General features: G+C 64.1%; 15 protein-coding genes and 1 pseudogene. 12 read left to right on the top strand and 4 right to left on the bottom strand.

Features of this window, described 5'->3' with window-relative positions:
- Window positions 1-31: 31 nt before the first annotated feature.
- Both OKA04_RS11710 and OKA04_RS11705 read right to left on the bottom strand, forming a co-directional pair.
- A complete protein-coding gene (locus tag OKA04_RS11710) occupies window positions 32-892 on the bottom strand; it encodes a GNAT family N-acetyltransferase (RefSeq protein ID WP_264501348.1) in 861 nt (286 codons plus the stop codon).
- 58 nt (window positions 893-950) lie between these two features.
- Window positions 951-1,280 carry a hypothetical protein gene (locus OKA04_RS11705; protein WP_264501347.1) on the bottom strand — a complete coding sequence of 110 codons (330 nt, stop codon included), beginning with the start codon at window positions 1,278-1,280 and terminating at the stop codon, window positions 951-953.
- A 152-nt stretch (window positions 1,281-1,432) separates the two neighbouring features.
- Between OKA04_RS11705 and OKA04_RS11700 the strand changes: the two genes are divergently transcribed.
- The 5 genes from OKA04_RS11700 to OKA04_RS11680 all read left to right on the top strand — a co-directional run bounded on the left by OKA04_RS11700 (window position 1,433) and on the right by OKA04_RS11680 (window position 5,742).
- On the top strand, window positions 1,433-2,242 hold the full coding sequence (locus OKA04_RS11700) for a ThuA domain-containing protein (RefSeq protein ID WP_264501346.1): 810 nt from the start codon (window positions 1,433-1,435) through the stop codon (window positions 2,240-2,242).
- Window positions 2,243-2,386: 144 nt separating this feature from the next.
- Entirely contained in the window at window positions 2,387-3,238 is an 852-nt protein-coding gene (locus tag OKA04_RS11695) for a DUF4394 domain-containing protein (RefSeq protein ID WP_264501345.1), read from the top strand.
- A 182-nt stretch (window positions 3,239-3,420) separates the two neighbouring features.
- Window positions 3,421-3,816, top strand: a complete 396-nt coding sequence (gene mscL, locus OKA04_RS11690; RefSeq protein WP_264501344.1) for a large conductance mechanosensitive channel protein MscL — start codon at window positions 3,421-3,423, stop codon at window positions 3,814-3,816.
- A 31-nt stretch (window positions 3,817-3,847) separates the two neighbouring features.
- On the top strand, window positions 3,848-4,648 hold the full coding sequence (locus OKA04_RS11685; protein ID WP_264501343.1) for a 1-acyl-sn-glycerol-3-phosphate acyltransferase: 801 nt from the start codon (window positions 3,848-3,850) through the stop codon (window positions 4,646-4,648).
- A 158-nt stretch (window positions 4,649-4,806) separates the two neighbouring features.
- The gene (locus OKA04_RS11680) at window positions 4,807-5,742 is read left to right on the top strand and encodes a GNAT family N-acetyltransferase (protein ID WP_264501342.1); all 936 of its coding nucleotides are present in this window, start codon (window positions 4,807-4,809) and stop codon (window positions 5,740-5,742) included.
- A 21-nt stretch (window positions 5,743-5,763) separates the two neighbouring features.
- On the opposite strand, the gene OKA04_RS11675 is transcribed toward OKA04_RS11680, so the two are convergent.
- Window positions 5,764-6,246 carry a plastocyanin/azurin family copper-binding protein gene (locus OKA04_RS11675; protein ID WP_264501341.1) on the bottom strand — a complete coding sequence of 161 codons (483 nt, stop codon included), beginning with the start codon at window positions 6,244-6,246 and terminating at the stop codon, window positions 5,764-5,766.
- Between the two features lie 19 nt (window positions 6,247-6,265).
- Window positions 6,266-6,742, bottom strand: a complete 477-nt coding sequence (locus OKA04_RS11670; protein ID WP_264501340.1) for a c-type cytochrome — start codon at window positions 6,740-6,742, stop codon at window positions 6,266-6,268.
- A gap of 206 nt (window positions 6,743-6,948) precedes the next feature.
- Between OKA04_RS11670 and OKA04_RS11665 the strand changes: the two genes are divergently transcribed.
- From OKA04_RS11665 to OKA04_RS11635, 7 genes and pseudogenes are all read left to right on the top strand, one after another.
- Window positions 6,949-9,177: an NADP-dependent isocitrate dehydrogenase gene (locus OKA04_RS11665; protein WP_264501339.1), complete on the top strand. Its 2,229-nt coding sequence runs from the start codon at window positions 6,949-6,951 to the stop codon at window positions 9,175-9,177.
- A gap of 114 nt (window positions 9,178-9,291) precedes the next feature.
- The gene (locus tag OKA04_RS11660; protein WP_264501338.1) at window positions 9,292-9,528 is read left to right on the top strand and encodes an AbrB/MazE/SpoVT family DNA-binding domain-containing protein; all 237 of its coding nucleotides are present in this window, start codon (window positions 9,292-9,294) and stop codon (window positions 9,526-9,528) included.
- A complete protein-coding gene (locus tag OKA04_RS11655; RefSeq protein WP_264501337.1) occupies window positions 9,525-9,938 on the top strand; it encodes a type II toxin-antitoxin system VapC family toxin in 414 nt (137 codons plus the stop codon). Before OKA04_RS11660 ends, OKA04_RS11655 begins: the two co-directional genes overlap by 4 nt.
- Window positions 9,939-10,056: 118 nt before the next feature.
- A pseudogene (locus OKA04_RS24630) lies at window positions 10,057-10,233 on the top strand (type II toxin-antitoxin system RelE/ParE family toxin); the annotation flags it as partial.
- 4 nt (window positions 10,234-10,237) lie between these two features.
- Window positions 10,238-10,540: a HigA family addiction module antitoxin gene (locus OKA04_RS11645; RefSeq protein WP_264501336.1), complete on the top strand. Its 303-nt coding sequence runs from the start codon at window positions 10,238-10,240 to the stop codon at window positions 10,538-10,540.
- A gap of 112 nt (window positions 10,541-10,652) precedes the next feature.
- Entirely contained in the window at window positions 10,653-13,892 is a 3,240-nt protein-coding gene (locus tag OKA04_RS11640; RefSeq protein WP_264501335.1) for a hypothetical protein, read from the top strand.
- Between the two features lie 40 nt (window positions 13,893-13,932).
- Window positions 13,933-14,955 (top strand): amidohydrolase family protein, encoded by a 1,023-nt coding sequence (locus OKA04_RS11635; protein ID WP_264501334.1) that lies wholly within the window; start codon window positions 13,933-13,935, stop codon window positions 14,953-14,955.
- Window positions 14,956-15,023 lie beyond the last annotated feature (68 nt).

Here is a 15,023-nt window from a genome sequence, read left to right as displayed (position 1 = left end):
ATTTTGCCCGCGTGATCCGCAGGAAGGATCGCTAGCACTGGATCGATGGGAAATGCGCGCCGGGCGGCGGGGTGTAGCCACCGAGGGACATGTAGGAGAGGAGCTTCCCGGTGCGGTGTCCGGTGGCGAGGGCCTTGCGGTAGAGACCGGGGCGGGACATCGGGCAGATGAACTTCGCCACGGGCGGCGGCAGGTGTCGCGCGGCCTGCGCCGCGAGCGCGAGCAGGTCTTCCTCCGTCTCCGCACCGGCATGGCCGAAGAGCGTGCCGAAGAGATACGCGACCGGCTTTCCACCACGGAGCTTCACGAAGCCGGGCACCTGCCATGCGATCAACTGCCCCGCATCCACCTCGCGCGAGAAGCCGAAGCTGCGGCGCGACAGATCGGCGATGGCGGGCAGGTCATCCGCGGTGATGGCTCGCACGTCCGGGTCCTCCTCGCCCGCGGGAGTCGCCTGCATCAGCACGCCGGTGTCCCGCCAGTCAAAGCCGAGCGCGGTGTAGAGCGAGAAGGACGTGATATTGATCGCTTCTTGGAAGAGCCGCACCTGCCGGATCTCGCGCCGCCGCGCCTCGTCGATCGCCCACTGCATGAGTGCGCGGCCGATGCCCTTCGACTGCACCTTGGGATCGACAGTGATGGGACCGACGCCTCCGACCTCGTCGCCGAAGAAGAGGAAATTCGACCCGACGATTTCCCCGTCCAGCACCGCCATGACGCCGGTGTAGTCGGGACGTTGCGCGACTTGGCCGATGATCATCTCGCCGACTTCCGGCGCGGGGATATCCCGCTCCACGCCGCAGCGGTCGTGCAGGGCGGAGAATGCCTCGTGGCAGATGACGGAGAGCCGGGGAATCGCGGCGGCGGTGGCGGGGAGGAGTTCGAGTGCCATGGCACGAATGAACCTGCCCGGCGCGGGCGCTTCAATGGGTCCTTCGGTCCAGCGGTGGTCAGTGCTTTCCCCTGCCGCGCAGGGCGTGCGCCCACTTGTGATCCCACACATGCAGCCACGGGTGGGCCCCGTGCTGGTCCGGTGCCTCGTGGGCCGAGTAGGCAATGCCCGCAACCCACAAGAGCGGCACCACGATCAGCGACAGGCCGACCGTGGCGAGCGACAACCACAGGGCGCAGAAGACCATCAGCACGTTGCCGACGGTCATGATCCCGAGCCCTGCGAGGTAGTGGTGTTTGTAGAGGTGCCCCAGGCCGGGGATCACGCTCAGCAGGGCCGCGACCTTGTTCCGGTCCACGCCCTGCCACGCATCGAACAATTCCTTCATGACGATCAATGCTCCTTTCTCACCTGTCAGACTGCCATGGCGGGCGCGGCAAGGCAAGGAGGGTTTAGCTACCCGTTTGCGCATGAAATGATTCGTGCCACCGCGGCGTTTTTCCCGTCACCTTTTCCGATTCCACGACCTTCTATCCTCGCATGAAATCTCCCGCCATCCTTGCCATTCTCGGTGCCTTCACCCTCTCCGCCCACGCGCAGCAGCCCAAGCCCCTCAAGGTGATGCTGATCACCGGCGGCTGCTGCCACGACTACAAGACGCAGACGGAGATCCTGAAGAAGGGCTTGGAGGAGCGCATCAACGTGACCGTGGACCAGGTGCACGTGGATGACGGCAGCACGAAGCCCGCCCTGCCGATCTATGGCAATCCCGACTACGCCGCCGGCTACGACCTGGTCATCCATGACGAGTGCGCCGCGGACGTGAAGGACGTCGAAACCGTGAAGGGCGTGCTGAAGCCGCACATCGATGGCACCCCGGCCGTGGCACTCCACTGCGCGATGCACAGCTACCGCGTCGGCGAGATCCACAGGAAGGCCACGAAGGAAGACGACAAGATGTGGTTCGACCTCCTCGGCCTGCAGTCCAGCCGCCACGGCCAGCAGAAACCCATCGAGATCAAATTCACCGATACCGCCCACCCGGTCACGAAGGGAGCGAAGGACTGGACCACCGTCAACGAGGAGCTCTACAACAACGTGGACGTCCACAAGACCGCCTCCCCACTGGCGACGGGCAAGCAGGATGGCGAAAAAGATGCCGTGGTGGTGTGGACGAATCTCTACGGGCCGAAGAAGACCCGCGTCTTTGCCACGACCATCGGCCACAACAACGATACCGTGGGAGACGCGCGCTACCTCGATCTGGTGGCGAAGGGCGTGCTGTGGGCCACCGACAAGCTGGACGCCCAGGGTCGTCCGAAGGCGGGCTTCGGCAGGCAGAAGAAGTGACAATCGCGTCGCCGGGGAAGGATATGCGAATTTCTTATCATCCTTCGTTTGCGGAGATGGAGAGTGTCGTTAGGATGGGCGATTGCGCCAAAGTTTTCCAGGTGGAGAGCGGCGGCGCGACCAACCCCTAAAACCTGGGAAACCATGAAATACCGTACCCTCCTGACTGCCCTCCTCCTCGCCACCGGCATGCGTGCCCACGCCGGCATCACTCCAGCCCCGACCGCGGAATGGCTCGCCGGCGTCTCGGGCACCAACGTGCTCGTCATGTTTCCCAGCGACGACCCCTTTGACGTGACGAAGGTCAAGATCAAGGGCCTCCAGAAGCGCGAGAAGATCCTCGCGATCGACATCCGCCCCTTCAATGGCCAGCTCTACGCGCTGGGCAGCACCAGCCGTCTCTACACGATCAACTGGGAAACCGGCGCTGCCACCCAGGTCGGCACCGGTCCCTTCACCACTCTGCTGAACGGCAGGTTCTTCGCCTTCGACTTCAATCCGACGGTGGACCGCATCCGCGTGATGAGCGACACCGGCCAAAACCTGCGCCTCCACCCGGATACCGCTGCGGTCGCCGGGATCGATGCCAGCCTCGCCTACGTCGCCGATGATCCGAACTTCGCCGCGGTGCCGAACGTGACGGCCTGCGCCTACACGAACAACGACAACGACCCGGAGACCGGCACGACGCTCTACAGCATCGATACCAATCTCGACATCCTGGTCCGCCAGGACAATCCGAACGCCGGCGGCCTGGCGACCCAGGGACCGCTGGGCGTGGACGCGACCGAGGTCTCCAGCTTCGACATCGCGGGCAGCAATGGCGTGGCCTACGCGGCAATGGTCGTGAAAGAGCGCGGCCGGAAGAAATTCCGCGCGACGCTTTACTCCATCGACCTCGTGACGGGAGCCGCTACCTCGCACGGGAATATCGGCGGACCATGGCCGCTGCGCTCGCTCACCGCGCTGGGACCGGCGACCATCCTCGCGGATTGATCACCGCTCCGACAGGGTCGGAATTTCAATGGCCGGAGTCCTTCGCGGGTTCCGGCCTTTTTCGTGCATTTGCCGGGAGACATGCTTCACATGACTGGATCATCCCGCGCGCTCTGCTTCCAAGCGAAGGCCCGCAATCCATTGGAGAATCTACGTTGCGTTGTGTTAGAAGGGGTGATTTCATGCCATCCGAACTCCCTCAAAATACCATGCTCAAGGAATTCAGAGAATTCATCCTCAAAGGCAACATGCTCGACCTCGCGGTCGGCGTGATCATCGGCGCATCCTTCGGAAAAGTGGTCACCGCTTTCACCGACATCCTCCTCGCCGCGATCGGCAAGGTGGGAGGCCAGCCTGACTTCAGCGGCTTCAAGCCGGAAGGCTTCCCGATCGGCGTCTTCCTCAACTCGATCATCAGCCTGCTCATCGTCGGCTTCGCGCTCTTCATCGTGGTGAAGATTTACAACACCGCGAAGAAGCGCTTCGAGGCACCTGTCGCACCGGCAGGCCCCGCCGAGTTGCCCGCGGACGTGAAGCTCCTCACCGAGATCCGCGATCTGCTGAAGAACAAGGCTTGATCCTCCCGCGCGGCCTGCTCGCTTGTAGGCCGTGCCGAAGAAGGAACCCTTCGATATCACCGAGGTCCTGCCCGCCCTCGCCGGAGACGGCTGGCGTGGCATGGCCCGGCGCAGCTTGGAACGCCTGCTCGGGCTCGATCAGGTCCGCGTCTCCTTCCGCCGTGCCGCGGAGGGTGACGCAGGTGCCTTCACCGAGCCGCTCCGCGCCTTCGGTCTCGCGGTGGATGCACCGGGATTTGCCGAGGCGGTGCCGGATGCGGGCCCGGTGATGGTGGTGGCGAATCACCCGTATGGCGGTGCCGATGCGCTGGCGCTCGGCTCGCTCTGCGAGACCCGCCGGCCGGACATGCTCCTGCTGGCGAACCGCATGACCGCCGACATCCCGTCGCTGGGCGACCGCACCATTCCCCTCTCCATCCTGAATGAAGGCGCAGCCGCACGCGACAATGCGCGCTCGCTGCGGGCAGCGCTGCAGCATCTGAGAAGCGGCGGGCTGATCGCCTGTTTCCCTTCCGGCGAAGTCGCATCCCTGCGTGAGGGAAGAGTCGCCGAGGGCCCGTGGTCGCCACACATGGCGGCGCTGGCGCTGAAGACGAGGGCCACCGTGGTCGTGGTCGGCTTCGAGGGCGAGGCCCCGCCGTGGTTTCACCAGGCGGGCAAGCTCCACCCCATGGTGAGGACCGCGCTGCTCCCGCGCGTGCTGCTTTCCATGCGCGGGCAGACGGTCGTCTGCCGCACATCACGCATCGGGCCGGAAGAGATGGCATCGCTGTCACCGGATGAGCTCGCCGCGATGCTCCGCGAGCGCGCCGTCGGGCAGCCCGGCTTGTGACGAGAAAGTCGGCCATCGTTCATCGACCGCCGCGAGATCCGCGGGCTTCATCGGCCCCACTGGACTCGTCCTGCATTCATCGCGAAGAGCGATGTCCGGGACGGAATTCTCGATGAGACGAAATCCGGCATGTCAAACATGCTGGCAGGCGAATCGCCATGAACGACCTCCAACAGCCCATCGCCGCTCCGGGACATCCCGCGGAGATCACCTGGGAAATCGCGAGCCTGAACCGCCGCGGCCCGCTTGCCTCGCAGGGGCGCTTCGATGTCTTCCTCGCCGCCGCGTGGGAAATCCCGTCCATCCTGCACGAGATCGGCCGCCTGCGCGAAATCACTTTCCGCGCGGTGGGCGAGGGCACGGGGAAGGCGCTGGATCTGGATCCCTTCGACGCGAGCTACCTGCACCTCTTCCTGTGGGACCGCGAGGCGGGACAAGTGGCCGGGGCCTATCGTCTCGGCTGCACGGACGTGCTGCTCGCCGCCGGTGGTCCTAGTGCGCTCTATACCTCCACGCTCTTCGATTTCGAGGAGCCTTTCCTCGACTACCTGCGGCCCGCGCTGGAGCTGGGGCGGTCCTTCGTCGCACCGGACTACCAGAAGTCGATCCACCCGCTCGGCCTGCTGTGGCGCGGCATCGGTCGCTTCGTCGCGGAGCGTCCGCGCTACGGGCGGCTCTTCGGCCCGGTGAGCATCTCGCGCGAATACACGGCCTACTCTCAGGACCTCATCGTGCGCTTCCTCCGCGACAGCAAGCAGGACCGCACGGTCTCCGGCTGGGTGCGTCCGCGCCATCCCTACGGCGGGCTCCCCGCAGAGGACGGCATCAGCCAGCGGCTCCAGTCGATCGAGGAAGTGTCCGCCGCAGTCTCCGCTGCGGAGCCGGACAAGAAAGGCGTACCCGTGCTGCTGCGCCAGTACCTGAAGCTGAATGCCACGCTGCTGGAATTCAACGTGGACCCGGATTTCTCCGATGTGCTGGACGCACTGGTGCTCGTCGATCTGCGTCAGGCACCTGCCACGGTGCTCACCCGCTACATGGGTGAGGACGGCTACCGCGCCTTCACCGAGGCAGCGGTCCCACGCGTCGCGTGAGTGTGATCAAAGGGGCGAAGATTACTTCTTCGCTTCCTCGGTCTTCTTCGCGGCGTCGGCCTTGTCCTTCACGATGATCTTGCCGTGCATCTTGTCGAAGTGCCCCGGCGAGGAGCAGAAGAACAGATACTCGCCGGGCTCTCCCGCCACGAAATTCAACGTGCCGGTCTGGCCGCCTGAGAGCAGCTTGATGCTGCCGACCATCTTCTCCTTCGACTCCTTGTCGGTCGGCACGTAGCCGGTCGCGGCGGCGGCATTGCACTTGGCCGCGAACTGGATGATCGTGGTCCCCGGCTTGAGGAGGACCACGTTGTGCTTCATCGCCTTCTCGCCCTTCGTGCTGGTGTTCTTGAAAACCAGCGAAACCTTCTGGCCGCTGACCACCTCGAAGGAGGTCTTGCTGAAAACCATCCGGTCATCGGCACTGAGTTCCAGCTTCACCACCTCCGCCGCGGGGGCCGCGGCAGAGGCGAGCACGAAGGAGGCGAGGAAAGCGCGCATCATCGGTCGGCCGGGGGTCGGATTACTTGTCCTTCTTCTTGCCGGCTTCCTCAAGCTGGGCGCGGGTGACCTGGCCCTTCACATCCTTGAATTGCTCGCGGAACTTCTTCGCGTCTTCCGGAGTCACGACCCCGGCGGTGTTCGTGAAGGAACCGCGCACGTAGGTCATCACCGCGGCGAGCTTCTCGTCATCGGCGAGCTGGGCTTCCAGCGGGGCCATGATGCCGAGGATCTGGGCATTCGCGGGGTCCTTCTGGATGCCCTTGAGAATGGCAAGCGCGAGAGCGGCTGGCTCGCCGGTCACGATCTTCGAGCCGATCAGAGAGGGAGCCATCTTCTTGTCCGGCGGGATCGCCACGCCTGCGCCATCGGCACCGTGGCAAGCCATGCAGTTGGTGTAGGCGGCCTTGCCGGCTTCCATCAGCTTTGCCTTCTGGGCGTCATCGGCGGTGGCGACTGCGGCACTGGCGGCGAGGAGAGTGAGAACGAAGTATTTCATGTCGGTCGTTGCGGGCTGCCCGGTTACGATGAGCGCTCCCCGGTCCTTTCGCAACCACGCGGACACGTGATTTTCCGTGACACTGCCCGTGGAAGAAAAAATCAGCCTGCCGCTAAACCGTCGCGGGACCCGCGAAATTCCCCCGGGATTGACCCCGGCCAGCCAATTCCCTAGTTCCATGCCCGGTCAAAACGACCGCCACTTCCATGTCCACGGTTCCCACCATCATCTACACGAAGACCGACGAGGCTCCGCTGCTCGCGACCTACTCGTTCCTGCCGATCGTCCAGGCGTTCACGAAGCACTCCGGCATTACGGTGGAAACGCGGGACATCTCGCTGGCCGGCCGCATCATCGCGCAATTCCCCGAGTTCCTCGCGGAGGACCAGCGCATCGGCGACCACCTCTCGGAGCTTGGCGCTCTGACCCTTACGCCCGAGGCGAATATCATCAAGCTGCCGAACATCTCCGCCTCCGTGCCGCAGCTCAAGGCCGCCGTGGCCGAGCTCCAGGCAAAGGGCTACGCGCTCCCGGACTTCCCGGAGAGCCCGCAGACCGATGCCGAGAAAGACATCAAGGCACGCTACGCAAAAGTGATGGGCTCCGCCGTGAACCCGGTGCTGCGCGAGGGCAACTCCGACCGCCGCGCACCGAAGGCGGTGAAGGACTACGCGAAGGCCCACCCGCACTCGATGGGCGCCTGGTCCGGCGACTCGAAGACGTCTGTCGGCACCATGGGTGGAAACGGGGACTTTTTTTCCAACGAGAAGTCGGTGACCGTCGCCGATGCCACCGACGTGAAGATCACCTTCACCGGAGCGGACGGCAGCGTGAAGGTGCTGAAGGACTCCACGCCGCTGAAGGCAGGTGAAATCCTCGACGCCACCTTCATGAGCAAGGCAGCGCTCGTCTCCTTCCTCGGTGAGCAGATCGCGAAGGCGAAGTCGGAGGGCGTGCTCTTCTCGCTGCACATGAAGGCGACGATGATGAAGGTCAGCGACCCGATCATCTTCGGCCACGCGGTGGAGGTCTTCTTCAAGGACCTGATCGCGAAGCATGCCGACACGATCAAGGAGCTGGGCGTGGATTTCCGCAATGGCTTCGGCGACCTGGTCGCGAAGATCGAGAAGCTGCCCGCCGACAAGAAAGCGGAGATCGAGGCCGACATCCAGGCCGCGTATGCGAACGGCCCGGCGCTCTCCATGGTGAACTCCGACAAGGGCATCACCAACCTGCACGTCCCGAGCGACGTGATCGTGGACGCTTCCATGCCCGCGATGATCCGCGCCGGTGGCAAGGTCTGGGACGCGCAGGGCAAGACGGGCGACACGCTCGCCGTGATCCCGGACAGCTCCTACGCGGGCGTCTACCAGGCCGTCATCGACTTCTGCAAAAAGAACGGCCCGCTCGACCCGAAGACCATGGGCTCCGTGCCGAACGTGGGCCTGATGGCGCAGGCCGCCGAGGAATACGGCTCGCACAACAAGACCTTCGAAGCACCGGCCAAGGGCACCATCAGCGTGACCGATGCCGCGGGCAATGTGCTGCTCTCCCACGAGGTGGAAGCCGGGGACATCTGGCGCGCCTGCCAGACGAAGGATGCACCGATCCAGGACTGGGTGAAGCTCGCCGTGAACCGCGCCCGCGCCACCGGAGACCCGGCCGTCTTCTGGCTCGACAAGAACCGCGCTCATGACGCCCAGCTCATCGCGAAGGTCGAGGCTTACCTGAAGAACCACGACACCTCCGGCCTGGAGATCAAGATCCTCGCCCCGGCCGATGCCTGCACCTACTCGCTGGAACGCATCGTCGAAGGCAAGGACACCATCTCCGTGACCGGCAACGTGCTGCGCGACTACAACACCGACCTCTTCCCCATCCTCGAGGTCGGCACCTCGGCGAAGATGCTCTCCATCGTCCCGCTCATGAATGGCGGCGGCCTCTTCGAAACGGGAGCCGGTGGCTCCGCGCCGAAGCACGTCGAGCAATTCGTCCAGGAGAACTACCTGCGCTGGGACAGCCTCGGTGAGTTCTTCGCGCTCGCGCCTTCCTTCGAGCACATCGCCGATACCTTCAAGCTGCCACGCGCGAAGGTGCTGGCCGACACGCTCGACACGGCTACCGGGAAGTTCCTCGAATTCGACCGCTCGCCGGGCCGCAAGCTCGGCACGATCGACAACCGCGGCTCGCACTTCTACCTCGCCCTCTACTGGGCGCAGGCACTCGTCGAGCAGACGGGCGATCTGGAACTCCAGGCGATCTTCGCCCCCGTGGCCGAGCAACTCGTCGCGAACGAAGCGAAGATCGTGGAAGAGCTCATCGCCGTGCAGGGCAAGCCCGTGGACATCGGTGGCTACTACCAGCCCGACGACGCCAAGGCCTCCGAAGCCCTCCGCCCGAGCGCGACCTTCAAGGCGATCCTTGAGATGATCTGAGGATCTCCGAGGCACACTTCATCCGGGCCCGCTGGCGACATCCACCAGCGGGCCTTTTTTGTCGGAAGTCAGCGCGCTTGCAAAATTGGTCGAGCATGGTAGGATTTTCCTACCATGACCACGGTCTTGTCACAGAAAGGGCAAATCGTTCTTCCCGGCGCGATCCGACAGCAGCTCCAGCTTCAGACAGGCGACGATTTCGAGATCACCGTCGAGGATGAGGACACCATCATCCTCCGCCGGATCGGCCATCCTGCGAACCGCGGCTTGGTGGACCTACTTCTTTCCTGCCCGGCCTCGTTTGAGATCCCGCCCCGCGAGAAGGACGATTCGAAGCCTTTGGAATTTTGAGCTACCTCGTCGATACAAACGTCTTCAGCGAACAGGCGAAGCCCAAGCCCGATCCAAAGGTGATCGCGTGGCTTCGCCAACACGAGGGCGAGCTCTACGTCAGCGCGATTACCATCGGAGAGATTCGCCGTGGCATCGAACGGCTGCCCGATGGCAAGCGCAAGGCGCAGCTTCGCCAGTGGCTCCAGTCGCTCTGCGACTGCATGCAGGGGCGTATCCTGAATTTCAATGTGAGCACTTCACATGTCTGGGGACAGCTCAAGGCAAGTTGGGAAAAATCAGGCACCGTGGTCTCTTCCCTGGACAGTCAGATCGCCGCGACAGCGAGCCGGCATTCCCTGACCATCGTGACGAGGAACACTTCAGACTTTGCGGGCACGGGGATCAAGATGCTGAATCCTTTCACGTGAATTCAACGGCAAGAGACTGAACCTCGGTTTGAGCATGATGAGATGAAGAGCCTTTGTCGGACTTAGAACCACGCTCGCCCGAGCGCGACCTTCAAGGCGGTCCCGGGGATGATCTCGCCTGCTCGATGCCGCCACGTCACTCGACGACCTGAGAATTCCTCCCAGCAATCACCTCGAAGCACTCAAGGGAGATCGCTCCGGCCAGCACAGCATCCGCATCAACGCCCAATACCGCCTCTGTTTCGAGTGGAACAACGGAAGCCCACGCGAGGTGGAAATCACGGACTACCATTGAACCCATGAAGATCCCGCCACCAATTCTCCGGGCCACGCCCGGACGCATTCTCAAGGAGGAGTTTCTCGATGGTTTCGGCCTGTCCCAGGCAGAGCTCTCCGAACGCACTGGCATCCCTCGCTCGACCCTGAACGAGATCATCAAGGGCAAGCGACCGATCCATGCCGAGACCGCGTTCGCACTGGGGACATTCTTCGGAATGAATCCGCAGTTCTGGGCGAATCTCCAGAGTCAATATGACCTCCACCGGGTGGAACTGGAGAAAGCCACCGAGATCCGGGCGAGGGTTCGGCCACTTTCGAAATAAGCCCGGAACTCCCCGAGGGATTGTCGATTCCCGATCCATCGGCAGAAAGCCTCCGGTCCTTCAAAACTCCGCTGAGATGAAGTGACCGCGAGGCGCGTATCGCTTGTTTGCCATGCGCCGCTTCCTCGCTTCGCTCTTTGCCGCATTTGCGATTCAGATCGCCCATTCGGTGCCGCTTGACCTAATCAATGCCGACAAGCCGGCCGACGGGTGGGCCTTCGACAACGGGCGCGAATTCCCCGGCGCGACGGGGAAGCTGGATGGCAAGGAAGGGGTGCTAACGCTCACCGGGGATTTCACCGGCGGGGGCGGTTACGTGCAGGCGCAGCGCGCCATCGATGACGTGGACGTGCGCGTGCTATCATTCGACGTGCGGGCGGTGGGCTCGGAGGAATTCACGCTGCGGCTGGGCGATGGCAGCGGCCAGTGCCACCAGATCGTGCTAAAGATCGACCCGGCGAAGGGCTGGCAACCGGTGAATCTGCCGCTGGAGGCCTTCTTCCGGGATCGCGGCACTGCCGGAGCGCTGACGAACGTGGCCCGCTACGAATCCTGGGGCGGCGCGAAGGACGGCAAGTGGCACGGCCCGGCCAAGTATGTCTGCTTCCTGCTGGGCAATGGCGGCACGAACAAGGTCCGCACCCTGGAATTCCGCAATCTCAGGATCGAGCAGCCTCCGCAGGCCGTGGCGGGAGAGGCCGTCGTCGAGTCGGTGGCGCTGGATGAAATCATCGGTGGCGCGCATGAGTGGCAGTTCAGCGAGGGCGCTGAATTCAAAGGGGCCACCGGCAGCCTCACGGCGAAGGATCATCTCACGCTGCGCGGCGATTTCACGAAGGGCGGAGCCTACTGCGCCGCCATCCGGTCGCTCGATGAATTCCAAGCTGCCAGCTTGAAGGCGATCCGCATGGAGGCGCGGACGAAGAATGTCACGACCGTCTCGGTGCAGCTCGTGGATGGCAGCGGCCAGACGCATCAGCGGAAGGGCATCCCGGTCGTCGCCGATGGAGCATGGCACGAGATCGTCATCGATCCGCAGGCCATCGCTGGCGGCGAGCATTGGGGTGGCACGAACGACGGCCAATGGCATGAAGGAGCGGCCAAGTTGTTTTCCATCTCCGTGACTTCGGGCTCGGACGAGCGAGGCAAGCAGCCCGCGCTGGAGATGCGCCGCATCCGGGGAGAGTTCCTGCTGCCGGTCTTCTCCGGAGAGGCGGTGCTGGAGGAGGATTTCAACGACGGGCTGCCCGCCGGATGGACCAGCTCCGGGGCAGTGGAAGCGGCCGCGCTGAAGCTGTCCCGCACCGTGGATGAAACGGAGAAACCGCAGGCATTCTCCACTACTATATTTACCGTAGTTCCCGGTCGCTGGCTGGCCGGGATGCGGGTGAAGTCCGCGCTGGAGTCGCCCGACAATTCCTATCACGGCAGCATCGTGCTCGATGTATTCGGGCCCGGCGGCAAGCGGATCGCTACCCTGCCTGTGTCCGAGATCACCGGGAAACGTGATTGGGAAACGATCCGGTCGACCATCGATCTCCCCACGGGGGCCACCGCCGCACGCATCCGCGGCGAGCTTCGGAAGACCTGGGGCACCTTGTGGCTGGACGATCTGGCCATCTCCCCGCTGGAGCCCGCGCCGCTCCGCGCAGGCCGGGTGGAGCGGCTGCTTTTCTCCACCGCTGCACTGGGGAATCTCCTGCTGCCGGGCGATCCCAGGACGGTGACCGTGGAAGTCATCTGCCGGAAGCCGCTCGCAGCCGATGCCCGCTCGCTTGCATGGACGGTGTGCGACTATTGGGGAGTCGAGCAGCAGATGCCCGTCACCACTTCCCTCGACGGGCCCGAGACGAAGGACGGAAAGTTCATCTACACCGCATCGCTCGATCTCTCGCGCGTGCCTCTTGAGACGGGACGCTACTACGAGGTGCATGCCTCTTTGGATGGAGAGCACTTCAAGAACCACACCGGCCTCGCGATCCTGCCGGAAGCGGCCACCCATCGCCACGAGCCCGAAGACGTCCCCTTCACCGCGCGGAATTGGGACAACCGCATCCCCGAATTCATCCGGCTCTCCCATCGCCTCGGCGTGCGGATGTGCGGCGTCTGGGGAGGCTGGTCGGCAAAGCCGCCCTACACGCCGGAAGCCCCGGGACTCGATCTCGTCAAGGAACTCGGCATGGGATGGGTCACGGGCACGCCCGCCGCGCAGATCGAACGCGGCTCCACCGACTACGACGAAAGAGCCCTGCGCGAGGGCATGCGGAATTTCCTGACGACCTACGGCAAGCACCGGCCGCTCGTCATCAATCTCGGCAATGAACCCCACGGCACCGGCGAGCGCGTGGTGAAGAATGCGGAAGCCTATCGCGTCCTCTACGATGAAGTGAAGAAGTTCGACCCGTCCATCAAGGTCGTCGCCACCTCCGTCGAGCCCAACGAAGAATACTTCAAAGCGGGCTATGGAAAGTCGTGCGACGCCTTCGATTTCCACATCTACGAGAGCGCCGAAGATGTCCGCCGGACGATCGGCGAGTATCGCGCGCTACAGGAGAAATACGGTGTCGAAAAGCCGATCTGGTCCACCGAGCTCGGGCTGAACAGCCAGGGGATGACGCGGCTCGCCGTGGCATCGGAACTGCCGAAGAAATTCGCGACCTTCTTCGCCGCGGGCGGGGAGAATGCCTCGTGGTTCGGCCTGCTCTATCCGGATGGCGACGGGTCGAGCCACGGATCCTCCGGCGACTCGCACAATGTCTTCGACTGCCGCTACAACCGCTACAATCCCCGGCTCGACGCGGTCGCCTACTACCATGCCGTGAACGCCATCGCCGTGAAGCGCTTCGTCGAGGAGAAGCGCTATCCGGACGGCACCCGTGCGGTGCTCTTCCGGGATGCGGGGCAGCATGCCTTGCTGGTTACTTGGAACGACACCAAGTCCCGGCAGGTGGAGTGGCGGCTGGCAGGCACGCGGGCCATGACCCACATCGCCATCGACGGACGCACCACGGAACTGAAGTCACCGGATGGCAGCTACCGGCTGACGGTGGGTGCCGAGCCGGTGATGATGCTTTTCGATGGCGATGCGAAACTGCCATCCGCGCTGCCGGATTCGCCGGTGCAACTGACCGCCACCGCCGGGGAGGTGAAGTGCTCAGCGGGGAAGAACTGGCAGAGCCGGGTGAAATTGATTCCCCCACCCCGCTGGACGGCGCAGGCCAGCCAGGTCACGCAAGACAACCTGGCTTGGAAGATGATCCCGCCGGCAGAAACGACCGCGCGTGAGGCCGAGTGGATCGCGGGCGATGCCGGCAGCGGCACCTGGATCTCCACGCGGGTGCCGCTCAAGTAGCCGCTCTTGCCACGGGCTTGCCGCACGGCTTTGATAGCTCATGCACGACCTGCACATCCATCTCGGCGGAGCGGTTCCCTCGTCGGTCCTGTGGGAGATCCTTTGCGACAATGGCCTGCGGACGAGCTTCGACAATTTCGCGAGCTTCCACCAGTCGCTGACCGCGCGGCCGGACGAGGTGGCATCGCTGGATGACTTCCTCGGCCGCTACTTCCAGGTCACCGAGGAGATCCAGTCCTCGCCCTCCGCTGCCAGCGTCTCGGCCTACCAAGTGGTGGCAAAGGCCTACCGGCGGGCACAGGTGCAGGCGCTGGAGTTGCGCTTCAATCCCTTCAAGCGCGTGCGCCATGGCCTGCACACCATGGACGCCATCATCCTCGCCGTGATGCAGGGGCTCGAGCGCGCATCGCTGCACTACGGCGTGGCCACCGGCATCATCCTCTCGCTCGGCCGGGACATGCCGCTGGAGGCGAATTGGCAGATCATCGATGCCGCGATCAAGTGGCGCAGCCGCGGCGCGCTCAATGGCGCGAACGGCGTCGTGGGCATCGACATGGCAGGCCCCGAGTCACGCTCGCTGGAGCTGAGCAGCCCGTGGCTCAGCGAGGTGAGCACCATGATGGGAAAGGCGCGCGAGGCCGGGCTGAAGATCACCTATCACGTCGGGGAAAGCGAAGGCACCGGCCCCGAGGGCATGATGCGCGTGATCGACGCCATCCGCCCGGACCGCATCGGCCACGGCATCGAACTCCGCCGCGCCGAGGGCAAGCTGCGCGAAAACCTCATCGCCCGCCTGCAGGAGCACGGCATCTGCTTGGAGCTGTGCCCCACCGTGAACCGGGTCACGCGCGTCGTTCCGGACTTCCAGTGGCTCGGCGGCTTCGTGCGGCTGCTGGAAAAGTGCGACGTCCCCTTCTGCATCAATACCGACAACCCCTACCTCGTGCACACGAACCTGAAGAAGGAACACGAGATCGTGGGCGCGGAACTCGGCGACGATGCCGGCCCGCTGCTGAAGCTGGCGATGCAGCACGCCGTGCAGCACCGCTTCCTCAGCGTCTAACAAAAGTGGCTGCGGCATCCTGCCGCAAGCCTCTTCGCAGGAAGGCTCGCGGCAGGATGCCGTGGCCA

The sequence above is a fragment of the Luteolibacter flavescens genome (genome assembly GCF_025950085.1).
In the GTDB taxonomy this organism is placed as follows: Bacteria; Verrucomicrobiota; Verrucomicrobiia; order Verrucomicrobiales; family Akkermansiaceae; genus Haloferula; species Haloferula flavescens.
This window is presented reverse-complemented; position numbering and strand designations above follow the sequence as displayed.